Origin of the sequence: Pseudomonas boreofloridensis (assembly GCF_030580795.1) — a bacterium.
Taxonomy (GTDB): Bacteria; Pseudomonadota; Gammaproteobacteria; order Pseudomonadales; family Pseudomonadaceae; genus Aquipseudomonas; species Aquipseudomonas boreofloridensis.
The window spans coordinates 17,011-39,769 of the sequence record NZ_JAUQOQ010000015.1; the positions used below are offsets into that span (position 1 = coordinate 17,011).

Consider the following 22,759-nt stretch of genomic DNA (forward strand, 5'->3'; position numbering starts at 1 on the left):
CCGCCATTCAGCAATAGTTACCTGATCGCGACACCCGCGCCCCTTTCCCAAGATTTTGTTTGCTTGGCGAGTGCAGCCTTTTGACGCATCATGTGCCTCGCGCAGCGCTGCCCTGGGCGCCGAGCATCCGCCAGCCCTCACGCTAGACGCTGCCGTTCAGCTTATCGTTTCGAGTGACCTGACCATGCTCCAGCTGATTGATGCATTTCGCCAAAAAGCGCTTGGCGTCATGGCCGTTGGTGGGCCAGTGCTTCCATTGCTGGAAGCCTTCGTGAACGCCCTGCAGGCTGAAATGCCCGGCACTACGGTAGGCGTCACCGTCCTGGACAAACCCGGGAAAACCTTTCGCCACGCCATTTTTCCAGCGTTGCCGGAACAGTTCGGCGCCCAGCTGGTAGGCAATCTGATCACGGGCACACGTGGCTCATGCGGCATGGCGGTGATGACAGGACGTCCGGTCGAAGTACCGAACGTCGCCTGCGACTCGCGATTTTCTGCCGAATGGAAAGCGCTGTTCCACGCCCATGGTCTGCAATCGCTGGTGTCGTTCCCCGCACTGAGCAACGAAGGCGTGGTGCAAGGCAGCATCGCCGTCATCCATCCACTCGACGTGCCTTTGAGCGGGGACCAGCGTGAGCTGCTTGGTCATGCCACCGAGCTGTGCGCGCACCTGTTCGCCTATAGCAGAACGCAAGAGGCGGCGAAGATTCTGGTCGAGGAGCTCGACCACCGCATGCGCAACCTGTTTACCACCATCGGCGCCATGGCCGTCTTCACCTCACGCAATTACCCCGACCCCGCGAACTTTCGCAAGGCGTTCGAGGGACGCCTGGTGATGATGCAAAAAGCCCACGCGCTGGCCGTCACTCACCAGCAAACCGGCTTGCTCGAACTGCTGCAGGACACCTTGGCGCCCTACAGTTGCACGCACCAGACGCTTTTCAACGGTCCTGCGATCACCCTGGCACCGGAGGCTGCGTCCTCCATCGCCCTGGTACTGCATGAGCTGTCGACCAATGCTGCCAAGTACGGCGCATTCTCCGAACCTGGCGGGAGACTCAATGTCGCTTGGTCGCTGCGCACCGGCGAAGAGAGCGACCCCTATTTCGACCTGACCTGGCAGGAAGGAAACGGCCCACCGGTAACAGCGCCCACCCACAAGGGCTACGGCACGTTGATGATCAACGGCAGCCTGCGCAATGCGTTCGATGGCAGTGCGAGCCTGACTTACGACCCACAGGGTTTCAGTTGCAGTATCAGTGCGCCGTTCACGACGAGGCTGGGCATTGCCGGGGCCTCGCCTGAACAGCTACCGTAGCCCGGCGCTTATCCGCGAAGCGCCTCCAGACGTTCCCGCCCTGCCTGGGTGATCGCATTCTCGCCTTCATCGCTGATGCGATAACGGCCCGACGCCATTTTGCTGATCGAGAACCTCACCAGCCCGCTTCTGGACAGCGCGTCCCCTGCATCGAAGCTCATGGCCTGCTCCAGATCGAAGAGCTTGATCTCGCCGATCTTGAAGCGGGCAAACGCCACGAGGGCGGCATCCATTTCTCGCTGACTGATTGATTGAACAGTGTCCATCTGACCTCCCCAATGGTGAGTGCCCGGTCCATGGGCATACAGGCAACGAACCGGACAGGTTGTGTTGAAGGCGCAACCTACTATGGCGTGCCTGACGGTGCCACTGGCTTTGCATCCAGGCTGGATGGACAGGCAGCGGGCAGTGCCTGTAGACCTCTCTTGCAGTTCTGGGCGCCCGCCGGTATTGATAACGGGTTTTCCCACGTCACGAAGAGGCTTCATGGATAAAGTTCTGACGGTCTTCGCCTCCGGGGTAATGCCAATACTGGCTATCGCGTTTGCGATTTGGGCGTATCGATACAACTCGAAGAGGTGGCGCTTGAAAGTTGATACTGAGCTGCAGAACGCCTTGAGCGACCTCGGAGTGGACGCCTACACATTGATCGTGGACAAACTCACGCCGCCTAATGCTGAAAGGTCAGCCAATGTCTATCGCCTCCTCCACGATGAACACGAACGCTACTTCCTGTTCATGAAAGTCGGAGGACAGCCCGGCGTACTCAAGTCATTGAGCAAGGAACGTGCGCTATTGGCTGCGAAGATGAATGGGTGAGACGGTTGATTGAACATGACGTGCAATCGTCACCTACTACCCCGGCCGCACAAGGAAGGCGACATGACTGTAAACATCAATAACCTCACCCTCACTACACCCCTACCGACATCGGCGAAGAACCCGGTTGCGCTTGAGATGAAAGGCTCGGAGGCGATCGCGAAATACCCCAGCATCATCAAGGTACTGGACGACGGGTCTGTCCAGCTCTCAGCGCCCACAAAAGGCGCGTCGAGCAAAAGCACACGGCGAACCCGTTGCGAGTGGTCTGAATCCACAAATTGGACGCTGGCGAGTGCAACTGAACACCTGAACCGGCAAACGATGCGACTTACCAAAGTCAACTCAGCACACAAGGTGGTGGTTTCGCAGATGCATGTGAGAGGTGATGACGGACCGCCCGTCAAGGTGTTCTGGAACAAGGGCAGCCTCACCCTGGGTTTTCGCCGGACCTATAACCAAGCCACGCCAACTAACATGACAGTGCTGGAAAATGTGCCGCTGGGTGCCGAGTTCACCGTGACCCTACAGGCCACCGCCCAGGGCCAGATAACAGTGACTGCGAAATGCAACGGCGCTTCCGGATCCTGCGGTCCTCTTCAATTCGATAAGACGTGGAGTTCACAGCGCTTCGAATTCCATGGCGGCGTCTACAATCAGGTCGATCAAACTGAAACGACGCCGGCTGACGATGGTTCGATTTGCATCATCTCCACGCTTTCGCTCACCCATCGCTGATAACCAGCAATGCCCACCCCGTGTTCACCTCACACTACATCCGTAGTAAGGAACGATCATGCAAACGACAGGTAATACTCTTCTGGTCACCGGCGGCGGCAGCGGTATCGGCCTGGAATTGGCCAAGGCGTTTTCAGCCCTGGGCAACGAGGTGATCATCGCCGGGCGGCGCGAGTCGGTGTTGCGTCAGCAGGTGGCGGATAACCCCGGCCTGCAGTACAAAGTGCTGGACGTCAGCGATGCCGAAGATCTGCAGCGCGTGGCACAGGCGTTGATCCGCGACTACCCGACTTTGAACGGCGTGCTGCATGCCGCGGGCATCATGCGCGGCGAATCACTCAGAGCAGGCCCCACCGAACTGGATGCCACCATCACCACCAACCTACTAGGCCCCATGCGTCTGGACGGCTGGCTACTGCCGCACTTTTTGCAACAACCTCACGCGACGATCATTACCGTGTCTTCAGGGCTGGCGTTTCTGCCATTAGCCCTCACGCCCAGCTACAGCGCCAGCAAAGCGGCGATTCATTCCTACACGCAGTCACTGCGCTATCAATTGAAAGACACCTGTGTGCGCGTGCATGAAATCGCCCCGCCCTACGTACAAACCGAGTTGATGGGCCAGCGTCAGGCGAACGATCCCCATGCCATGCCGTTGCGTGAGTTCATCGACGAGGTGATGGCGATCTTCGAGCACTCACCGGATGCGGACGAGATTCTGGTGGAACGAGTGAAGCCATTGCGCTTCGCCGAGCGCGGCGAGGATTACACGGGATTCTTCAGGCGGTTCAATGATCAGATGGCGGCGGCGAGGGAGGGAGAATAACGCCGTACATCAGGCTTGGCGGCTGGCGAAATGTTGACGTTTGGTATTCAAACCGGCATACCCGCAAAGCCCTTTCTGCTCCAGCCGGGCAAAGGTGGGCTGTGGATCGACGAGCCAAGTGTTACAATCCGCCACTTCAAATCAGCGTTCAAGGCGCTGAACATCCGTGAACGCAGTCAGTACGACACCCGCCACGCCTACGCAACTCTGTGCCTGATGCCTGGGATGAACCCCGCGTTCATCGCCAATCAGCTCGGCCATAGCGTAGAGCTGTTGCTCTCTACCTACGCGAAATGGATCAGCTCCTCCTCGGACTGGAGGGAGCTGGAGAAGCTGCCGCCCCGAGTCGAACGGGCCGAAAAATGGCCCGACAGCGCCGGGATAGCCTAAATACACCTCTGGAACCCCCGCAGGACAAGCACTTGATCTCCACAGCCAACATCACCATGCAGTTCGGCTCCAAGCCCCTGTTCGAGAACGTCTCCGTCAAATTCAACAACGGCAACCGCTACGGCCTGATCGGCGCCAACGGTTGCGGCAAGTCGACCTTCATGAAAATCCTGGGCGGCGATCTGGAGCCCAGCGCCGGCCAGGTGATGCTCGAGCCCAACACGCGCCTGGGCAAGCTGCGTCAGGATCAGTTCGCCTATGAGCAGTTCAGTGTCATCGACACGGTGATCATGGGTCACAGCCAACTGTGGAAGGTCAAGGCCGAACGCGACCGCATCTACTCGCTGCCGGAAATGACCGAGGAAGACGGCATGGCCGTCGCCGAGCTGGAAACCGAGTTCGCTGAAATGGACGGCTACACCGCCGAATCGCGTGCCGGCGAACTGCTGCTGGGCCTGGGTATTCCGCTGGAGCAGCATTTCGGTCCGATGAGCGAAGTGGCGCCGGGCTGGAAACTGCGCGTGCTGCTGGCCCAGGCGCTGTTCTCCGATCCGGACGTGCTGCTGCTCGACGAGCCGACCAACCACCTGGACATCAACACCATCCGCTGGCTGGAAAACGTGCTCACGGCGCGCAACAGTACCATGGTGATCATTTCCCACGACCGTCACTTCCTCAACAGCGTCTGCACCCACATGGCCGACCTGGACTACGGTGAACTGCGTCTGTTCCCAGGCAACTACGACGAGTACATGACCGCCGCCACCCAGGCCCGCGAACAGTTGCTCTCGGACAACGCCAAGAAGAAAGCGCAGATCGCCGAGCTGCAGACCTTCGTCAGCCGCTTCTCGGCCAACGCCTCCAAGGCCAAGCAGGCCACTTCCCGGGCCAAGCAGATCGACAAGATCCAGCTTGCCGAGGTCAAGCCCTCCAGCCGGGTCAGTCCGTTCATCCGCTTCGAGCAGACCAAGAAACTGCACCGTCAGGCCGTGGTCGTGGAAAAAATGGCCAAGGCCTTCGACGACAAGGTGCTGTTCAAGAACTTCGACATCACCGTCGAAGCCGGCGAGCGCGTGGCGATCATCGGCCCCAACGGCATCGGCAAGACCACGCTGCTGCGCACCCTGGTCGGTGAGCTGCAGCCCGACGCCGGTTCGGTCAAGTGGACCGACAGCGCCGAGGTAGGTTACTACGCGCAGGATCATGCTCACGACTTCGAAGACGACGTGACCCTGTTCGACTGGATGGGTCAGTGGACCAGTGGCGAGCAGGTCATCCGTGGCACGCTCGGCCGCATGCTGTTCTCCAACGACGAGATTCTCAAGTCGGTCAAAGTGATTTCCGGTGGTGAGCAAGGCCGTATGCTGTTCGGCAAGCTGACCCTGCAGAAGCCCAACGTGCTGGTGATGGACGAGCCGACCAACCACCTGGACATGGAATCCATCGAGGCGCTGAACCTGGCGCTGGAGAACTATCCGGGCACCCTGCTGTTCGTCAGCCATGACCGCGAGTTCGTATCCTCGCTGGCCACGCGTATCATCGAGCTGTCGGCCGATGGCGTGATCGACTTCAGCGGCACGTACGATGACTACCTGCGTAGTCAGGGTGTGGTGTTCTAAGTCCTCACGGACGATGCACTAAGGGCTGCCTGGCAGCCCTTTTTTGCGAGCGCTGTTCAGCTGGGTTGCAGGGAACCTGCCGGAAGGCGAATCCTGAATTGCGCCCCGCCCAAGGCGGACTGCGCCGCCGTCAGGGTTCCGCCCTGCCCCTCGATGGCTCGACGGCTGATCGCCAAGCCCAGGCCGAAGCCACCGGTACTGCGGTCTCGGCTGCGGTCCAGACGATAGAACGGCTGGAAAATTCGCTCGCGTTCTTCGGGCGGAATGCCGATTCCATCATCCTCCACCGTCAGCAGGCAAGCCCGGTCGGCTTCCTGGGTCAGGCGCAGCAGCAGGCGTCGGTCGCAGTAGCGCATGGCGTTGCGCACCAGATTCTGTACCGCCCGCGCTGTCAGCCGCGGATCGAGCACGAAGCGCGGCAGCCCCTCATCGGCGTGCACCTCCCATTGGATGCCGCGCCCGTCGAGCTCTTCGGCGAAACCCCCGATCACGCTGTCGACCAGTTCGACCAGCGACACCTCCACCCGCTCGCGCACCTGCTCGGCGTTGTCCAGCCGACTGTAGGACAAAAGCTCCAACACCAGTTCGTCCAGCTCGCGCACATGCCCGACCAGTTCCAGCAGACGCTTGCGACTGGCGGCGGGCACCTCGTCGAACAGCAGTACCAGCCCGAAGTCCAGCCGGGTCAACGGCGTACGTAGCTCGTGAGAGACGGCATCGAGCAGCTCGCGCTGTTGCCTGACCTGGCGCTCCAGGTCGCCGGCCATGGTGTCGAACACCCCAGCCAGCTCGCCGATGTTGGAGCGCGGGGAAATCTGCGTGCGCTCGGACATCTCGCCGCGCCCCAGGCGTCGGGCGGTGTCCTTGAGCCGCTCCAGGTCACGCCAGTGCGGCCAGACCCACAGCAGCAGGCAGCCGAGCATGGCCGCGCCGATCAGTACCGTCACGCCCCACGACAACACGTTGATGTCCAGCGGGTCCGGTGGCGAGTTCAGACGCACGAACCAATTGCGATCCAGCGGCGCCATGATGGTCTGGTAATAACCCCAGTCCGCCAGGCGCAAGGCGTGCTGCCCGCGTTCCAGGCGTGCGCGCTCGACCGGCTTGAGATCCGGGTCGTCCATGCGCAGCAGTTGCACCTGCAAGGGTGCGAACGCGGCAGCCAGTTCCTGCTCCACCTGCGGCCAGCGTGACTGAGGCGCCTGCTGGAACTGACGGACGATCAGCGATTGCACACCACGGGTCTGATCCAGGTTGTAGGCCATGAAACGATCGTGGAACGCACCGACTATGGCATCGGGAATCAGCAGCAGCGCGCCGGCGTAGGCGACGATGATCAGCAGGTAGAGTCGTACCAGGAACTTGAGCATGGCGGCTCAGTACTCCCACTCGAGCCGGCTGAACAAGTAACCCTTGCCCCACACGGTCTTGATCTTGCGTGCTTCGCCGGCGTGATCGTCGAACTTGCGCCGCAGCTTGGAGATCGCCACGTCCACGGAGCGGTCGGTGCCGTTGAACTCGATACCACGCAGCTGCTGCAGGATACGGTCGCGACTGAGCACCTCGCCGGCATTGCGCGCCAGCACCACCAGCAGGTTGTACTCACCACTGGACAGCTCGACCTCGGCGCCGCGCCAACTGACTGTTCGCTCGGCCAGATCGATGCTCAGCCCACCGATTTCGATCAGCTCGTGGTCCAGGCGCGGCTCGCCCACGCTGCTACGGCGCAGCAAAGTGCGTACACGGGCCAGCAACACGCGTGGCTCGCACGGCTTGTTGACGTAGTCATCGGCACCCATCTCCAGGCCCAATACCTGATCATGGCTGTCATCGCGAGCGGTGAGCATGAGAATCGGCAGGCTCTGCGACTCCTGGCGCAGCAGGCGACAGACCTGCAATCCATCCAGCCCCGGCAGCATCAGGTCGAGCACCACCAGGTCCGGACGCTGGCGGCGGAACTCCTCGAGCACGTGGTCGCCACGGGCGATCACCCGGACATGGAAATCGTTGCGTTGCAGGTAGCTGGCGATCAGCTCCGACAGCGCGCTGTCGTCTTCGACCAGGAGTATGTTGGGCATGGGCGCTTGAAAGTCATCAGAGTGAAAAGGCCGACACGGCCCGTTGCCCGCAGGATATAGAATCCTACGCAGCGCACAGCACGCTCCTTACACTTTTTCACACACGACCTACATAGCTTAACAGCCCGCACGCGAACGGCTGCCGTAGCATAGGCACGATCCTATCTGGAAGATCCGTATGTCTATTCCCTTCTTCAAGCGCCGTCTGGCGCTTTTGACCGTGCTGGGCTTGGTCCTGGCCGGTTGCGACGATGCCAACGATCAGGAAACCGACGCGGCGGCCCCGCAGGTCCGGGTCGAGACCGTGCAGCCGCAGGCTCTGGCCATCAGCACCGAACTGAGCGGGCGTATTCTGGCGCCAAGAACTGCCGAGGTGCGCGCCCGCGTCGCCGGCGTGGTGCTCAAGCGGGTGTACCGCGAAGGCAGCGACGTCAAGCAAGGCGATGTGCTGTTCCTGATCGACCCGGCACCGTTCAAGGCCGATCACGACAGCGCTCGCGCTGCCCTCGCCCGCGCCGAGGCTACCATGTACCAGGCGCGGCTTCAGGAGCAGCGCTACCGGCAGTTGGTCGAAGAAAATGCCGTGAGCCGTCAGGAATACGACAACGCCCGTGCCGCCTTCCTGCAGGGCGGTGCCCAGGTGGCCGAGGCCAGGGCAGCACTGGAGCGTGCGCGACTGAACTTGGGCTACGCCACGGTCACCGCACCGATTTCAGGCCGTATCGGCCGCGCCCTGGTCACCGAGGGCGCTCTGGTCGGACAGAGCGAGGCCACCGGGATGGCCGTCATCCAGCAACTCGACCCGATCCATGCCGACGTCACCCAGTCGACCCGCGACCTCAGTGCCTTGCGCCGCGCCCTGCGCGCCGGCGAATTGCAGCAGGTCGGCCCCGACCAGGCCCGCGCCACGCTGATTCAGGACGACGGCAGTGCCTACCCGCTGCCGGGCAAGCTGTTGTTCTCCGACATCAGCGTCGACCCGAGCACCAACCAGATTACCTTGCGCAGCGAGTTCCCCAATCCAGACCTGGACCTGCTGCCCGGCAGCTATGTGCGCGTGCGACTGGAGCAGGCGGTACAGCCCAAGGGCCTGAGCGTGCCGCAGCGGGCGATTCTGCGCGACAGCGCCGGCGTACCCAAGGTGCTGGTGGTCGATGACCAGCAGCGTATCGAAGAGCGCCAGGTGGTCCTGGGCAGTGCCCAGGGTGACCGCTGGATCGTCAGCGAAGGGCTGACGCCTGGCGAACGCGTGGTGGTCGAGGGCCTGCAGCACGTCAAGGTCGGAGATCAAGTGCAAGTCGACGCCGACAAGTCCGCTCAACCCCTCGTCAAGCACACCGGCCAGTGAGGGCCTGACCCATGCCGCAGTTCTTCATCGACCGCCCGATCTTCGCTTGGGTGGTCGCCTTGTTCATCCTGCTCGCCGGCGCGCTGGCCATTCCGCAGTTGCCGGTCGCCCAGTATCCCGACGTCGCGCCGCCGCAGGTGGAAATCTACGCCGTGTACCCAGGCGCCTCGGCGCAGACCATGGATGAGAGCGTGGTCAGCGTCATCGAGCAGGAGCTCAATGGCGCCGATAATCTGCTGTATTTCGAATCCCAGAGCAGCCTGGGCAGTGCCACCATCACCGCCACCTTCGAGCCAGGCACGGTGCCCGACCTGGCCCAGGTCGATGTGCAGAACCGTCTGAAAGTGGTCGAGTCGCGTCTGCCGCGACCGGTCACTCAGCAAGGCCTGCAAGTGGAAAAGGTCTCAACCGGCTTTCTGCTGCTCGGCACCCTCACCTCCGAAGACGGCAGCTACGATGAAATCGCCCTGAGCGATCTGCTGGCGCGCAACGTCATGAACGAGGTCCGCCGCATCAAGGGTGTCGGCAAGGCCCAGCTCTATGGCTCGGAACGGGCCATGCGGATCTGGATCGATCCGGCCAAGCTGGTCGGCTTCGCCCTCACGCCTCAGGACGTGGCCAGCGCCATTACGGCGCAGAACGCGCAGGTGGCGCCTGGCAGCATCGGCGATCTGCCCACCCGGCCGACCCAGGAAATCACCGCCAACGTGGTGGTCAAGGGTCAGCTCAGCACGCCGGAAGAGTTCGCCGCCATCGTGCTGCGGGCCAATCCCGATGGCTCGGTGGTCACCGTTGGCGATGTCGCTCGCGTCGAGATCGGCGCCCAGGAGTACCAATACGGCACGCGCCTGAACGGCAAGGCGACCAGCGCGTTCAGCGTCAAGCTGTCCCCGGGTGCCAACGCCATGGAAACGGCCACGCTGGTGCGGCAGAAGATGGACGAGCTGTCGCGCTACTTCCCTGCCGGGGTCAAATACGACATCCCTTACGACACCTCGCCGTTCGTCAAGGTCTCGATCAAGCAGGTGATCAGCACGCTATTCGAAGCGATGCTGCTGGTGTTCGCGGTGATGTTCCTGTTCCTGCAGAACATCCGTTACACCCTGATCCCCACCCTTGTTGTGCCAGTCGCACTCATGGGCACCTTCGCCGTGATGCTCGCGCTGGGTTTCTCGGTCAATGTGCTGACCCTGTTCGGCATGGTGCTGGCCATCGGCATCCTGGTCGATGATGCCATCGTGGTGGTGGAAAACGTCGAGCGGATCATGGCCGAGGAAGGTCTAGGTCCCAAGGAGGCGACGCGCAAGGCGATGGGGCAGATCAGCGGCGCGATCATCGGCATCACCCTGGTGCTGGTGGCCGTATTCCTGCCCATGGCATTCATGAAAGGCTCGGTGGGCGTGATCTACCAGCAATTTTCGCTGTCGATGGCGGTGTCGATCCTGTTCTCCGCTTTCCTGGCGCTGAGCCTCACGCCCGCCCTGTGCGCGACCCTGCTCAAGCCCATCGCCAAAGGCGAGCATCATGAGCGTAAAGGCTTCTTCGGCTGGTTCAATCGCCGCTTCGAGGGCATGAGCCAGGGATACCAGCGCTGGGTCGCCCACGCCCTGGCCCGCAGTGGCCGCTACCTGCTGCTGTACGGTTTGCTGGTGGCGGTGCTGGGCTACGGCTTCAGCCAGTTACCCAGCGCCTTCCTGCCCACCGAGGACCAGGGTTACACCATCACCGACATCCAGTTGCCCCCAGGGGCAAGCCGCATGCGTACCGAACAGGTCGCCGCGCAGATCGAAGCCCACAACGCCCAGGAACCGGGCGTGGGCAACACCACCATGATCCTCGGCTTCAGCTTCTCGGGCACTGGCCAGAACGCGGCGCTGGCCTTCACCACACTCAAGGACTGGTCCGAGCGTGGCGCCGACGACAGCGCGCAGTCGATCGCCGATCGCGCGACCATCGCGTTCTCGGCGCTCAAGGATGCTGTGGCCTACTCAGTGCTGCCGCCGCCGGTGGACGGACTGGGCGAGTCGACCGGCTTCGAGTTCCGCCTGCAGGACCGCGGCGGCATGGGCCATGCCGGTCTCATGGCGGCCCGCGACGAGCTGCTGGCCCAGGCACGCAAGAGCAAGGTGCTGACCAACGTACGTGAGGCATCGTTGGCCGAGAGCCCGCAGGTGCAACTGGAAGTGGACCGCCGTCAGGCCAATGCGCTGGGTGTGTCCTTCGCCGACATCGGCGCCGTGCTCGACACTTCCGTGGGCTCGAACTACGTCAACGACTTCCCCAACCAGGGCCGCATGCAACGCGTGGTGGTTCAAGCCGAGGGCGATCAACGCAGCCAGGTCGAGGATCTGCTGAAGATCCACGTACGCAACGCCAGCGGCAAGATGGTGCCGCTCGGCGCTTTCGTGCAGGCACGCTGGCTCAGCGGCCCGGTGCAACTGACGCGCTACAACGGTTACCCGGCGGTGTCGATTTCCGGTGAGCCAGCAGCAGGCCACAGCTCGGGCGAGGCAATGGCGGAAATCCAGCGCCTGGTCGATGCGCTGCCCGCCGGCAGTGCGCTGGAATGGACTGGTCTGTCCTTGCAGGAGCGCTTGTCCGGTAGCCAGGCACCTGTGCTGTTGGCCCTGTCGCTGCTGGTGGTGTTCCTGTGCCTGGCAGCGCTCTACGAGAGCTGGTCGATCCCTACGGCGGTGCTGCTGGTGGTGCCGTTGGGCGTATTGGGTGCGGTGCTGGCGGTGACCCTGCGCGGCATGCCCAACGACGTCTTCTTCAAAGTCGGCCTGATCACCCTGATCGGTCTGTCGGCGAAGAATGCCATCCTGATCATCGAGTTCGCCAAGAGCCTGGTCGATCAAGGCGTGGACGCCGCCGATGCGGCCATGCAGGCCGCCAAGCTGCGACTGCGCCCCATCGTCATGACCTCGCTGGCGTTCATCCTCGGCGTGGTGCCGCTGGCCATTGCCAGCGGTGCCAGCTCGGCCAGCCAGCAAGCCATTGGCACCGGCGTGATAGGCGGCATGCTCAGTGCGACCCTGGCCGTGGTGTTCGTGCCGGTGTTCTTCGTGGTGGTCATGCGTATTGCCGGTCACCGCAGCGCCAAGCCGGACGCCTGACTGGACAAGCCAGGCGTTGAATGAGAGGGTTCCGGGCAGTCACTGTCCGGAGCCCTTTTCAATGCCTGCTGCCCTGCCCCCCTGTTCCGTTCTGATCCTCGCCGGAGGCCGTGGCCAGCGCATGGGCGGGCGTGACAAGGGCTTGCTGCCTTGGCGTGGCGAGCCGCTGGTGGCGCACATACAGCGCGTGGTTCGGCCGCTCACCGATGACGTGGTGATCTCGTGCAACCGCAACCAGCAGCTCTATGCCGGCTTCGCCGACTGCTGCGTGGGCGATGAAGACAGGGATTATCCAGGACCGCTCGCTGGCGTTATCGCCGGCCTGCAGGTGGTGCGTCATGAATGGGTGGTGGTACTGGCGTGTGATTCGCCGCTGATCGACCGTGAATTGATCGACGCCCTGCGCCAGCTCGCGGCGGCCGAAGAGGCCACCGCGATGGTGCGTCAGAGCGGTTATTGGCAGCCGATGTTCAGCGTCTTGCCTCGTCGACTGCTCCCGGTACTCGAACATGCCTGGCAGGCTGGCGAACGCAGCCTGCAGAAAGCGCTGCAGCACGAGCGCGTAGTTGGCTTGGAGTGTACTGCAAACGACCTTCGCCTGAGCAATTTCAACACCCCACAGTTGCTCGAGCCGTGAAAACGTCGAGCACAGGCCACGGCTTTTGGCAACGTCCCGTGAGGGCGGCTGAAACCGCCCTCACAGCAGCGGGTTCGACTCCAGGGGCACCGCTCATATCGCTCAGGCGTCGGCCCCACAGCGTCCCGAACTGGAAAACCTCTTCACATCTACTGGTGGTGGGACGAACTCGGGACCCTGCCCCGAAGGCCGCCAGCGCACATCGGACAGCCCATAGCGCTCAGCCATCGGCCGGCTGACCTTCTTGATGGAATGCTGGCCAAACCGGGGAATGATGCCCACGCCCGCGTCGCAGCTTGCCCAGTGCCAAGCTGCGGCATTGTCCATACGTTCCAGCCGAATGATGAAAGTCCGGTATTCCCCATGAAGCGCGTACTCGATCACGTACAACTGCTGTCCTGCCATTGGACTCTCCTCATCAGTTCAGGCTAATGGAGCGGGCACTGAATCAAAAAATTCCGTTTTTTTGACTGATTGGTCACTCAATAGCGCCAACGCGTCGTTCAGAACTCCGCAGCCGCACCTTTGGTCCCAAGATTACGACCTACAGCGGAGACACAGCGTGCACGATATCGACTCTCACTCCTGCCAACAGGGCGAACCGCAACGCGACAGCGGTGGCTGGCTGCTGCTCGAGCACTACGCTGCCCTGGGCGATGGCCGATCAGTGGCGCTGATCGGCCTGGATGGTTCGATCGATTGGTGGTGCGTCCCGCACATGGACTCTCCCCCCCTGTTCGATCGGCTGCTGGCCCCCTCCACCGGAGGCTTCTTCGCCATCACGCCACGCGAACCTTTCCACGTCCAGCGCCGGTATCTACCTGACAGCAATGTGCTGGAAACCCTGTACATCACCGCCAATGGTCGCGCCAGACTCACCGAGTCTTTGAACAGCGGCCCGGCCGGTCGCCTGCCCTGGGCTGAGCTGGCCCGCCGTATCGAAGGAGTCGAAGGCGAAGTCGAGTTCGACATCGCCATCGACTTCGGCACCCAGGCCGATACCATCAGCCCCTACCTGACGCCCAACGACAACGGCTGCGTGTTCCACGCCGGTCATATCCTCGGTCTGTTCCTGCATGATGCGCGCACGGAAATCGAGCGCAAGGATGACATGGGCGTGCGCGCCCGGGTGTCGGTCGGCCCAGGCCAGCGCAGCATCGTGGCGTTAATCGCCGGGCACGACGAGCCGCTGGTGGTGCCCCCGTTGAGCCTGATCGATGCGCGCATCGACGGCTCCGACCGGGAATGGCGCCAGTGGTCACAAAGCCTGGTTTACGATGGCCCTTTCAAGGGCCTGGTGGTGCGCAATGCCCTGGCGCTCAAGCTGCTGCTGTCCTCGCCCAGCGGCTCGATCATGGCTGCGGCCACCACCTCGTTGCCCGAGCGCATCGGCGGTGCGAAGAACTACGACTACCGCTTCGCCTGGATCCGTGATGCCGGCTACACCATCGAAGCCTTCCTCGGTATCGGCGCCCAGCCCGAAGCCAAGGCCGCCTTCACCTGGCTGTTGCGGCGGGTGAAAGAACATGGGGCGCAGGTGTTCTACACACTCGACGGTGCGCTGGGCGACTGCACCCGCCCCCTCGACCTGCCCGGCTACAAGCATTCCCCGCCGGTGGTCGGCAACGATGCCCGGGATCAACTGCAGCACGGCGTGTTCGGCGACATCTTCGAGACCGCGCGCTGTTTCATCGACAGCGGCAATATCCTTGATGCCGTGAGCGCCGCCACGCTGGCCCACTTGGCCGATCAATGTGCGGACTGCTGGCGCCTGCCCGACTCCGGTATCTGGGAACTGCCCGAGCCGCAGCATTACACCATGTCCAAGGTCAGCAGTTGGCAAGCTCTGACCCGTGCCATCGAACTGGCCGATGGCGGTCATCTGCCCACCACCTGCCGCGAGCGCTGGGTGCGCGAGCGGGAGCGTATTCACGTATGGATAGAAACCCACGGCTGGAGCGAGAAGCACCAGGCCTACCTGTTCTACCCCGGCAGCGATCGGCTGGATGCCTCCATCGCCCTGGCAGTGCGCTTCGGCTACCCATCCAGAGCACGTTTGAACAGTACGTTGGAGGCGGTGCAGCAGGCACTGGGTAGCGGCGCCTACCATTATCGCTACAGTGGAGCCGAGCAAGAGGAAGGGTGTTTTCTCGCTTGCACGTTCTGGCTGATCGAGGCCTGGGCCATACTCGATCAGCGTGGCCGTGCCGAGCAGGCTTACAACCAGGCGCTATCCGGGCTGGCCCATGGCGTGGGTATCTATTCGGAAATGGTCGACCCAAGTACGGGGCATTATCTGGGCAACCTGCCCCAGGGACTGACCCACCTGGCCGCGTTGCGTGCGGCGTTGGCCATTGGCGGCTACGCCCCCCAGCGCTGAGGCGCGCAGGTCCGGGCGCGCCAGGCAGCGCGCTCGGACGGTACAGTCATTCGGTGGGCGATTCGGTGTCGATCATCGGCGGCACCTTGGCTAACGGAAACGCCCGACGTTGCGTTGCACGCCGCGCGACTGGCCGTGGCTCGAGGGGCTCGAGGCGCTGAGCCTGGCCAGTCTCCAGGGCTCGCTGGATCGCGGCGACCACTCTCACATCGCGCCGCCCCTCCTCTCCATCGGGCTCCGGACTCTCGTTGTTGAGGATGCAATCGGAGAAGTAAGCGGTTTCACCAGCGAATTGATCCACAACCGGATTGACGTGGACCCGCGTTTCGCCGTCGATGGTGGCTCGATAGCTGATGGCGACGCCTTCGCCATAGCCGAAACACGGCGACGCCTCGATCTCGCCCTTGGTGCCCAGCAATTGGAAACGCTCGCTGTCGGGCAAGGTGTAGCTCACGGTGAATTGTGCCAGGCGCTCGTCGGGGAAGCGCAGGCTCACCGTCACGGTGTCCCAGGTATTGATCGATGACCCCGGTGAATGCACGCCGATCGCCGACACTTCGATGGGTTCGGCATTGAACAGCTGACGCACCATGTTCAGCGGGTACGGCCCCATGTCAGGCACAGGACCGGCCTCGAAACCGCTTTGCGCGCGATGATTGCTGGGTTTGACGCGTTGGGTGAAGATCGACGTGAACAACCGTGGGTCACCGAAGTTACCGGCATGAACGCGCTCGACCATGTCCAGGGTGCCGGGCTCGCAGTGCAGGCGGTAGGCGATCATCAGTTTGGCGCCGGAACGCTGCGCCGCGTCGATCATGGCCTGGCAATCGGCCTCGCTGACCCCCATGGGTTTTTCCAGCAGCACGTGAATGCCCGCTTCGAGCGCTGGAACCACGAATTCGCGGTGGCGAAAGTTCGGCGTGGCAACGTACACCGCATCCACTTCACCGCTGCTCAAGAGCGCGGCGTACTCTTCATAGGCATAGGCCTTGAGCGCGTAGCGCTCGGCTAGAAGCCTGGCCTTCGGTGGGTCACCCGTCACCAATGCAGTGATCACCGAGTTATCGGTCTGACCGATACCTGGCATGAACGCACCCTGGGAAATCGAGCCGCCGGCTACCACGCCATAACGGACTTTGCCTGTTGCCTTGGGCATCTTGCCCCTCCTCGTGGTCTGTGACTGTCAAGGAAGTGGGCAAGTGGCGCAGGGCCTGAGTTCCAAAAATCTACCGGGTGGCCCAGGTGAACCTCAGGCCTGCAGACTCACTGATTGATGATCCAAGTCCCATGCTTGCGCGCTTCTTGCGCCAGCCGCCGGGCGCGACCCAGCCCCCAGAGCAATGCACGCGTGGTGGTTTCGCCAGGCCTTTGGTCGTAGACACGCTCATGGATGCACGCACCGTCAGCCTCGTAGATCCCAATGAACAACTGCGTAGCGCCGGTTCGCGACAAGCGCGTCTGCACCTCGAGCAACGTGCCGTCATCGAGGGTTTGCTGGTGAACCTGATGGTTGAGGCCTGGGTCGCACCAGCGCTTGTAGTCATCGCCTCGCTTGAGCATGTCGCGTCCTCCCTGATGTGTATTCGATGGTAGGTCATGCCGATGTGGGGTGGCCCCCTCAAGCACCAGGCGATCTGCTCGAAGGATAGCCTTCCAGACGAGTGCTGGCGATCTGTGCGGACCAACAGCATCCCGTGCCTCCCGTGGCGCTGCGACGATCTTCTATTCTCAACCTCAAGGTGACGCGCCTGCTACTCCAATGCAGGCCCTGGCCGGACGTTTTGAACCGACGTCCGGTCAGGCTTCTCGAAGACTGTTCCACCGTTATCGGAGGCGTGCGTGCCTCTCTGGAGCCGACATGAAGATCAACAACCGCCTCAACTGCGCCCTGCTCAGCCTGGGCTGCGCCCTGTCCACCGCCAACGCCGCCGATCCACCCAAGGTCGATGTGCTGGTCGTCGGCGGTGGCATCATGAGCTCCACCCTGGCCATCTGGCTCAACGAACTGGAGCCGAGTTGGTCGATGCAGATGATCGAGCGGCTGGACAAGGTCGCCGAGGAAAGCTCCAACGGCTGGAACAACGCCGGCACCGGCCATTCGGCTTTGGCCGAACTGAACTACACACCGGAGAAAGACGGCAAGATCGATATCACCAAGGCCGTGGAAATCAACGAGTCGTTCCAGATCACCCGCCAGTTCCTCGCCTGGCAGGTCAAGCAGGGCGTACTTAAAAATCCGCGTTCGTTCATCAACTCCACGCCGCACATGAGCTTCGTCTGGGGCGACGACAATATCCGCTTCCTGCGCAAGCGTTACGAAGCGCTGCAGGCCAGCCCCCTGTTCCGGCCGATGCAGTACTCCGAGGACCCCGAGCAGATCCGCAAGTGGGTGCCGCTGATGATGGAGGGTCGCGACCCCGATCAAAAACTGGCGGCGACCTGGACACCCATCGGCACCGACGTCAATTTTGGCGAGATCACCCGCCAGTACGTGGCCTACCTGCAGAGCCGGCCGAACTTCGACCTCAAACTGTCCAGCGAGGTCCAGGACATCACCCGCAACGACGACGGCTCGTGGCACGTGACGTACAAGAACCTCAAGGACGGCAGCCGCCAGTCGACCGACGCCAAGTTCCTGTTCATCGGCGCGGGCGGTGCCGCGCTGCCGCTGCTGCAGAAGTCAGGCATCGACGAGGCCAAGGACTATGCCGGCTTCCCCGTGGGCGGCTCGTTCCTGGTCACCGAGAACCCGGCCATCGCCCTGCGCCACATGGCCAAGGCCTACGGCATCGCCGCCACCGGCGCGCCGCCGATGTCGGTGCCACACCTGGACACGCGGGTACTGGACGGCAAGCGCATGATCCTGTTCGGGCCGTTCGCGACCTTTTCCACCAAATTCCTCAAGGAAGGTTCGCTACTCGACCTGTTCGCCAGCATGAGCGTGCACAACACCTGGCCCATGGTCCGCGTCGGGGTGCGTGAGTTCGACCTGGTCAAGTACCTGGTCGGCCAAGTCATGCAGTCCGACGACGATCGTTTCGAAGCCCTGCAGACTTACTTCCCCCATGCCAAGAAGGAAGATTGGCGACTGTGGCAGGCCGGCCAGCGCGTGCAGATCATCAAGAAAGACCCGGACCAAGGCGGTGTGCTCAAGCTCGGTACCGAAGTGGTCGCCTCCAAGGACGGCAGCATCGCCGGCCTGCTGGGGGCCTCGCCGGGCGCCTCGACCGCGCCACCGATCATGCTCGACCTGCTCAACCGAGTGTTCAAGGACAAGCTCGCCACACCCGAATGGCAACAGAAAATCAAGCAGATCATCCCGTCCTACGGTCTGCACTTGAACGATCACCCGGACAAGGTCCAGCAGGAGTGGGACTACACCAACGAGGTGCTGGAACTGTCTCCGGCACCGACTATCGACACGCGCCAGGACCCGCGTAACCCGGACGATATCGATCCCATCGGTCAGAAAAACACCAAAGACACCAATCCAGACCTCAAACCCTGAGTATCGAGACCTTTCCGGCAGACCTCGCACAGGCTGCCGGAGCCCCCTCCAGCCGCTTCTGCGGCTTAGCCAAGCCCGTTCAACGCCAGCCCCTTCAATCAGCATTCCGGCAAACAGGCTGAACCTTCATCGGATCACGTCAGTCGCTGTTTAGAGACACAGTCCACTGTGCACGACCGTAACCGTGAGGAATTTCCATGAATGCCACCTCTGTCGAGGGCGCTGCGGCGCACCCCGTTTCCCTGACCGTCAACGGTCAGGCCCTTACCGTACAGGTGCATCCCTGGACTACGCTGCTGGACCTGCTGCGCGAACAGCTTGACCTGACGGGGTCGAAGAAGGGCTGTGACCATGGCCAGTGCGGCGCCTGTACCGTGTTGCGCGACGGCAAGCGAGTCAACGCCTGCCTGACCTTGGCGATCCGCTGCGAGGGGGCCGATTTGGTCACCATCGAGGGGTTGGCTGACGGCGATACGTTGCATCCCCTGCAACGCGCCTTCATCAAGCAGGACGCGTTCCAGTGCGGCTACTGCACGCCTGGGCAGATCTGCTCGGCGGTCGGACTGGCCCGCGAAGGCCGTGCCCATACCCGGGAGGCCATCCGCGAGCACATGAGCGGCAACCTGTGCCGCTGCGGGGCTTACAGCAACATCATCGCGGCGGTCGAAGAAGCCCTGCCGCAGATGCGCGAGGTGAGTGAATGACGCCCTTCAGCTATCAGCACCCCACCTCCATCGCCGAGGCCCTGAACAGTGTCGGGCCGGGCGCACGCTTCATCGCTGGCGGCACCAACCTGGTCGACCTGATGAAGGAAAACATCGAGCGTCCCGAACGCCTGATCGATCTTTCCGGCCTGGGCCTGGACAGCGTGCAGTCCACCGCCGACGGTGGCGTGCTGATCGGCGCTCTAGTGAGCAACGCCGACCTGGCCTGGCATCCGCTGATCGAGCGGGACTACCCGTTGCTGTCCGAAGCCATCCTGGCCGGCGCTTCGCCGCAGTTGCGCAACATGGCCAGCACCGGCGGCAACCTGTTGCAACGCACCCGGTGCTACTACTTCTATGACACCGGCACGCCCTGCAACAAACGCGAACCCGGCAGCGGCTGCCCGGCGCGCACAGGCCTGAACCGTATTCACGCCATCCTCGGTGCCAGCGAAGCGTGCGTTGCGACTCACCCTTCGGACATGTGCGTGGCCCTGGCGGCGCTGGAGGCCGTGGTGCACGTGCAGAGTCTTCGCGGCACGCGCTGCGTCGCCTTCAAGGATTTCCACCGTCTGCCCGGCGATGCACCTGAGCGTGACAATCAACTCGACGACGATGAACTGATCACCGCCATCGAGCTGCCCCCGGCGCGGTTCGCCGAACACGCCCGCTACCTGAAGATTCGTGACCGGGCGTCCTATGCCTTTGCCTTGGTATCGGTCGCAGCGGCACTGGAGTTGCGCGGCGACGTCATCCAGCAAGCGCGCCTGGCACTCGGTGGCGTGGCGCACAAGCCCTGGCGCAACGAGGCGGCTGAGGCGTTGATGCAGGGACAGACCGTCTCGCCAGCACTCTTCGCCCGAGTGGCCAAGCTGGTCCTCGAAGACGCCGTCCCGCTCGATCACAACGGCTTCAAAGTCGAACTGGCCGAGCGCGCGATCATTCGCGCCTTGACCGAAGCAGCGCTTGGTGCCCCGCACGGAGGAAACACCCCATGAACACTTTTACCTCCGCCATGGGCAAGCCCTTGGACCGCGTCGATGGCGTGGCCAAGGTCACCGGCCAGGCGCGCTATGCCGGCGAGTACCACGAAGACGGCCTGCTGCATGCCAGTGTGGTGTCGAGCACCATCGCCAGCGGCCGTATCCGCGCAATTGACATCGCCGCCGCCCTGCAGGTGCCTGGCGTGATTGCCGTGCTGCACCACCTGAACAGACCCCATGTCTCCAGTTACGACGATGATTACAGCGATGACGACTCGGCCGACGGGTCCCCTTTCCGTCCGCTGTACAACGACAAGGTCCTGTACAGCGGCCAGCCGATCGCGCTGGTGGTGGCCGACACGCTGGAGCTCGCCCGGCATGCCGGGGCGTTGGTCACCGTGGAGTACGATCAGGATGACCATCGCACCGATCTGCTCGGTGCGCTTGCAGCCAGCCACGAAGCGCCGGCCGATCTCCCCGAGCCGCGTGGTGATTTCGCCGGTGCCTATGCCACTGCGACCACCACGCTGGACGCTACTTATGTCACTGCCAACGAATACCACAACCCGATGGAGCCACACGCCTCCACGGTGTTCTACAGATCCGGCGATGCCCTGGAAATCCACGACAAGACCCAAGGCACGCAGAACTGCCAAGAATACTTGCACAACGTCTTCGGCCTGCCCAAGGACCGTATCCGCGTGCTGGCCGCGTTCGTCGGCGGGGCATTCGGCTCGGGTCTGAGACCTCAATATCAACTGCCCCTGGCGGTGATGGCGGCGCTGCACCTCAAGCGATCGGTGCGACTCGCCCTCACCCGCCAGCAGATGTTCACCTTCGGCTATCGCCCAAGGACTCAGCAGCGTGTACGGCTGGGTGTGGATGGCAGGGGCAAGTTACTGGCGGTCGGCCACGACGCAATTGGCCAGACCTCACGCTTCGAAGACTTCACCGAGCACTTGGTGGAATGGAGCGGCATGCTCTACCAGTGTGACAACGTGGCGCTGGGCTATCGCTTGGCGGACCTGGACGTTTACACCCCGCTGGACATGCGTGCCCCTGGGGCCGGATCCGGGATGATCGCGCTGGAATGCGCGATGGACGAACTGGCCTGCGCAGCGGACCTGGACCCAGTGGAGCTGCGACGGCTCAACTTTGCCTCGCACAATGGCAATGAAGGCAAGCCCTACTCCAGCAAAGAACTGCTGGCCTGCTACGACCAAGGCGCCGAGCGCTTCGGCTGGGCCAAGCGCAACCCGCAGCCGCGCAGCATGCGCAGCGGCAAGCAATTGCTGGGCTGGGGCATGGCCACCGGCGTGTGGGAAGCCATGCAGATGAAAGCCAGCGCCAAAGCCCGGATGGATGCCTCCGGACATCTGACGGTCAGCAGCGCTACCACTGATATTGGCACCGGCACCTACACCGTCATGACCCAGATCGCGGCCGACGCCATGGGCCTGGACACGGCTGAGGTGACCTTCGAGCTTGGCGACTCCTCGTTGCCCACCGCGCCCCTGCAAGGCGGCTCGTTCACCGTGTCCTCGGTCGGCTCGGCGGTGCGCCAGGCCTGCCTGGTGTTGCGCGCCAAGGTGCTGGAATGCGCGCGTCAGGCATACCCGGCGCTGGCGGCAGTGGCGGTCGAAGACATTCGCTTCGCCGACGGCCATCTGCACGCCGCCGGCCAGCGCATCGCCCTGGCAGACATCGTTGCACGCGCCGAGCATGGCGTATTGCAAGTGCAGATCGACGCCGAGCCTGGGAGTCGGCGCCAGGCCTTTTCCACCGCGACCCACTCGGCCGTTTTCGTCGAAGTCGCTGTCGATGAGGATCTGGGCTCGATCAAGGTGACCCGCGTGGTCAGCGCCGTGGCGGCAGGTCGCGTGGTCAACCCCAAGACCGCCCGTAGCCAGATCCTCGGCGGCGTGGTGTGGGGTTTGGGCATGGCGCTGCACGAGGAAGGCCAAACCGACCATGGGCTCGGCCGCGTCCTCAACCACAACCTGGCCGAGTATCACATTCCCGTGCACGCCGATATCGGCGACATCGAGGTGATTTTCGTCGAGGAGCAAGACGACATCGTCAATGAGCTCGGCTCCAAGGGCGTCGGGGAAATCGGCGTGGTCGGCGTCGCCGCCGCGATTGCCAACGCCATCTATCACGCCACGGGCAAGCGGGTGCGCGAGTTCCCGATCACCCTCGACAAAGTGCTGTAGACCGCGGCGGGTTGCGCCCTGCTTCTCTCAACGTCGAGGCAGGACGCAACCCACGCTCCATCTGGCCGAATGAATAAATCTT

Annotated in this window: 20 protein-coding genes; 14 read left to right on the top strand and 6 right to left on the bottom strand. The window is 62.9% G+C overall.

Translation table 11 applies throughout. From position 1 onward, the window contains the following. The first annotated feature begins 271 nt into the window (after positions 1 to 271). Positions 272 to 1,318: an HWE histidine kinase domain-containing protein gene (locus tag Q6A47_RS17270; RefSeq protein WP_304484899.1), complete on the top strand. Its 1,047-nt coding sequence runs from the start codon at positions 272 to 274 to the stop codon at positions 1,316 to 1,318. Between the two features lie 8 nt (positions 1,319 to 1,326). Here Q6A47_RS17270 and Q6A47_RS17275 read toward each other — a convergent pair whose 3' ends face one another. Continuing rightward, positions 1,327 to 1,584, bottom strand: a complete 258-nt coding sequence (locus tag Q6A47_RS17275; protein ID WP_029612618.1) for a hypothetical protein — start codon at positions 1,582 to 1,584, stop codon at positions 1,327 to 1,329. A 220-nt stretch (positions 1,585 to 1,804) separates the two neighbouring features. Here Q6A47_RS17275 and Q6A47_RS17280 point away from each other — a divergent pair, with 220 nt between their 5' ends. From Q6A47_RS17280 to Q6A47_RS17300, 5 genes are all read left to right on the top strand, one after another. Beyond that, a complete protein-coding gene (locus Q6A47_RS17280; protein ID WP_039577723.1) occupies positions 1,805 to 2,137 on the top strand; it encodes a hypothetical protein in 333 nt (110 codons plus the stop codon). A 63-nt stretch (positions 2,138 to 2,200) separates the two neighbouring features. Beyond that, a complete protein-coding gene (locus tag Q6A47_RS17285) occupies positions 2,201 to 2,875 on the top strand; it encodes a polysaccharide lyase family 7 protein (RefSeq protein WP_029612616.1) in 675 nt (224 codons plus the stop codon). A 58-nt stretch (positions 2,876 to 2,933) separates the two neighbouring features. Beyond that, positions 2,934 to 3,701 (top strand): SDR family oxidoreductase, encoded by a 768-nt coding sequence (locus Q6A47_RS17290; protein ID WP_304484900.1) that lies wholly within the window; start codon positions 2,934 to 2,936, stop codon positions 3,699 to 3,701. A 30-nt stretch (positions 3,702 to 3,731) separates the two neighbouring features. Then, on the top strand, positions 3,732 to 4,091 hold the full coding sequence (locus Q6A47_RS17295; protein ID WP_304484901.1) for a site-specific integrase: 360 nt from the start codon (positions 3,732 to 3,734) through the stop codon (positions 4,089 to 4,091). Positions 4,092 to 4,123: 32 nt separating this feature from the next. Continuing rightward, positions 4,124 to 5,710, top strand: a complete 1,587-nt coding sequence (locus Q6A47_RS17300; protein WP_039577712.1) for an ABC-F family ATPase — start codon at positions 4,124 to 4,126, stop codon at positions 5,708 to 5,710. Positions 5,711 to 5,766: 56 nt separating this feature from the next. Here Q6A47_RS17300 and Q6A47_RS17305 read toward each other — a convergent pair whose 3' ends face one another. Together Q6A47_RS17305 and Q6A47_RS17310 are read right to left on the bottom strand one after the other, a co-directional pair. Next, positions 5,767 to 7,080, bottom strand: a complete 1,314-nt coding sequence (locus tag Q6A47_RS17305; RefSeq protein WP_304484902.1) for an ATP-binding protein — start codon at positions 7,078 to 7,080, stop codon at positions 5,767 to 5,769. Between the two features lie 6 nt (positions 7,081 to 7,086). Then, on the bottom strand, positions 7,087 to 7,788 hold the full coding sequence (locus Q6A47_RS17310; RefSeq protein WP_304484903.1) for a response regulator: 702 nt from the start codon (positions 7,786 to 7,788) through the stop codon (positions 7,087 to 7,089). A gap of 178 nt (positions 7,789 to 7,966) precedes the next feature. Here Q6A47_RS17310 and Q6A47_RS17315 point away from each other — a divergent pair, with 178 nt between their 5' ends. The 3 genes from Q6A47_RS17315 to mobA all read left to right on the top strand — a co-directional run bounded on the left by Q6A47_RS17315 (position 7,967) and on the right by mobA (position 12,889). Further along, positions 7,967 to 9,136: an efflux RND transporter periplasmic adaptor subunit gene (locus Q6A47_RS17315; RefSeq protein WP_304484904.1), complete on the top strand. Its 1,170-nt coding sequence runs from the start codon at positions 7,967 to 7,969 to the stop codon at positions 9,134 to 9,136. Positions 9,137 to 9,147: 11 nt separating this feature from the next. Next, positions 9,148 to 12,252 carry a multidrug efflux RND transporter permease subunit gene (locus tag Q6A47_RS17320; protein ID WP_304484905.1) on the top strand — a complete coding sequence of 1,035 codons (3,105 nt, stop codon included), beginning with the start codon at positions 9,148 to 9,150 and terminating at the stop codon, positions 12,250 to 12,252. A gap of 61 nt (positions 12,253 to 12,313) precedes the next feature. Next, positions 12,314 to 12,889 (top strand): molybdenum cofactor guanylyltransferase MobA, encoded by a 576-nt coding sequence (gene mobA / locus Q6A47_RS17325; RefSeq protein ID WP_304484906.1) that lies wholly within the window; start codon positions 12,314 to 12,316, stop codon positions 12,887 to 12,889. 102 nt (positions 12,890 to 12,991) lie between these two features. Here the strand turns inward: mobA and Q6A47_RS17330 are convergent, their stop codons facing one another. Then, positions 12,992 to 13,294, bottom strand: coding sequence for a DUF6555 family protein (locus Q6A47_RS17330; RefSeq protein WP_116888206.1), 303 nt, complete (start codon positions 13,292 to 13,294; stop codon positions 12,992 to 12,994). A gap of 220 nt (positions 13,295 to 13,514) precedes the next feature. On the opposite strand from Q6A47_RS17330, the gene Q6A47_RS17335 reads away from it, so the two are divergent. Then, on the top strand, positions 13,515 to 15,269 hold the full coding sequence (locus Q6A47_RS17335; protein ID WP_304484956.1) for a glycoside hydrolase family 15 protein: 1,755 nt from the start codon (positions 13,515 to 13,517) through the stop codon (positions 15,267 to 15,269). A 46-nt stretch (positions 15,270 to 15,315) separates the two neighbouring features. On the opposite strand, the gene Q6A47_RS17340 is transcribed toward Q6A47_RS17335, so the two are convergent. Together Q6A47_RS17340 and Q6A47_RS17345 are read right to left on the bottom strand one after the other, a co-directional pair. Further along, on the bottom strand, positions 15,316 to 16,425 hold the full coding sequence (locus Q6A47_RS17340; RefSeq protein WP_304484907.1) for a Gfo/Idh/MocA family protein: 1,110 nt from the start codon (positions 16,423 to 16,425) through the stop codon (positions 15,316 to 15,318). A 107-nt stretch (positions 16,426 to 16,532) separates the two neighbouring features. Continuing rightward, on the bottom strand, positions 16,533 to 16,829 hold the full coding sequence (locus tag Q6A47_RS17345) for a hypothetical protein (protein WP_304484908.1): 297 nt from the start codon (positions 16,827 to 16,829) through the stop codon (positions 16,533 to 16,535). 298 nt (positions 16,830 to 17,127) lie between these two features. Here Q6A47_RS17345 and mqo point away from each other — a divergent pair, with 298 nt between their 5' ends. The 4 genes from mqo (at position 17,128) to Q6A47_RS17365 (ending at position 22,677) form a co-directional block, all read left to right on the top strand. Then, positions 17,128 to 18,777 carry a malate dehydrogenase (quinone) gene (gene mqo / locus Q6A47_RS17350; protein ID WP_304484909.1) on the top strand — a complete coding sequence of 550 codons (1,650 nt, stop codon included), beginning with the start codon at positions 17,128 to 17,130 and terminating at the stop codon, positions 18,775 to 18,777. A gap of 197 nt (positions 18,778 to 18,974) precedes the next feature. Beyond that, a complete protein-coding gene (locus Q6A47_RS17355) occupies positions 18,975 to 19,481 on the top strand; it encodes a (2Fe-2S)-binding protein (RefSeq protein WP_039577690.1) in 507 nt (168 codons plus the stop codon). Beyond that, on the top strand, positions 19,478 to 20,479 hold the full coding sequence (locus Q6A47_RS17360; protein WP_304484910.1) for an FAD binding domain-containing protein: 1,002 nt from the start codon (positions 19,478 to 19,480) through the stop codon (positions 20,477 to 20,479). Before Q6A47_RS17355 ends, Q6A47_RS17360 begins: the two co-directional genes overlap by 4 nt. Continuing rightward, positions 20,476 to 22,677 (top strand): xanthine dehydrogenase family protein molybdopterin-binding subunit, encoded by a 2,202-nt coding sequence (locus Q6A47_RS17365; RefSeq protein WP_304484911.1) that lies wholly within the window; start codon positions 20,476 to 20,478, stop codon positions 22,675 to 22,677. Before Q6A47_RS17360 ends, Q6A47_RS17365 begins: the two co-directional genes overlap by 4 nt. Positions 22,678 to 22,759 lie beyond the last annotated feature (82 nt).

Bases quoted from the DNA above. Each gene is read 5' to 3' on its own strand.
- Q6A47_RS17275 (WP_029612618.1), bottom strand. From the start codon at position 1,584: ATGGACACTGTTCAATCAATCAGTCAGCGAGAAATGGATGCCGCCCTC.
- Q6A47_RS17280 (WP_039577723.1), top strand. From the start codon at position 1,805: ATGGATAAAGTTCTGACGGTCTTCGCCTCCGGGGTAATGCCAATACTG.
- Q6A47_RS17285 (WP_029612616.1), top strand. From the start codon at position 2,201: ATGACTGTAAACATCAATAACCTCACCCTCACTACACCCCTACCGACA.
- Q6A47_RS17290 (WP_304484900.1), top strand. From the start codon at position 2,934: ATGCAAACGACAGGTAATACTCTTCTGGTCACCGGCGGCGGCAGCGGT.
- Q6A47_RS17295 (WP_304484901.1), top strand. From the start codon at position 3,732: ATGTTGACGTTTGGTATTCAAACCGGCATACCCGCAAAGCCCTTTCTG.
- Q6A47_RS17305 (WP_304484902.1), bottom strand. From the start codon at position 7,080: ATGCTCAAGTTCCTGGTACGACTCTACCTGCTGATCATCGTCGCCTAC.
- Q6A47_RS17310 (WP_304484903.1), bottom strand. From the start codon at position 7,788: ATGCCCAACATACTCCTGGTCGAAGACGACAGCGCGCTGTCGGAGCTG.
- Q6A47_RS17315 (WP_304484904.1), top strand. From the start codon at position 7,967: ATGTCTATTCCCTTCTTCAAGCGCCGTCTGGCGCTTTTGACCGTGCTG.
- Q6A47_RS17320 (WP_304484905.1), top strand. From the start codon at position 9,148: ATGCCGCAGTTCTTCATCGACCGCCCGATCTTCGCTTGGGTGGTCGCC.
- mobA (WP_304484906.1), top strand. From the start codon at position 12,314: ATGCCTGCTGCCCTGCCCCCCTGTTCCGTTCTGATCCTCGCCGGAGGC.
- Q6A47_RS17330 (WP_116888206.1), bottom strand. From the start codon at position 13,294: ATGGCAGGACAGCAGTTGTACGTGATCGAGTACGCGCTTCATGGGGAA.
- Q6A47_RS17340 (WP_304484907.1), bottom strand. From the start codon at position 16,425: ATGCCCAAGGCAACAGGCAAAGTCCGTTATGGCGTGGTAGCCGGCGGC.
- Q6A47_RS17345 (WP_304484908.1), bottom strand. From the start codon at position 16,829: ATGCTCAAGCGAGGCGATGACTACAAGCGCTGGTGCGACCCAGGCCTC.
- mqo (WP_304484909.1), top strand. From the start codon at position 17,128: ATGAAGATCAACAACCGCCTCAACTGCGCCCTGCTCAGCCTGGGCTGC.
- Q6A47_RS17355 (WP_039577690.1), top strand. From the start codon at position 18,975: ATGAATGCCACCTCTGTCGAGGGCGCTGCGGCGCACCCCGTTTCCCTG.
- Q6A47_RS17360 (WP_304484910.1), top strand. From the start codon at position 19,478: ATGACGCCCTTCAGCTATCAGCACCCCACCTCCATCGCCGAGGCCCTG.
- Q6A47_RS17365 (WP_304484911.1), top strand. From the start codon at position 20,476: ATGAACACTTTTACCTCCGCCATGGGCAAGCCCTTGGACCGCGTCGAT.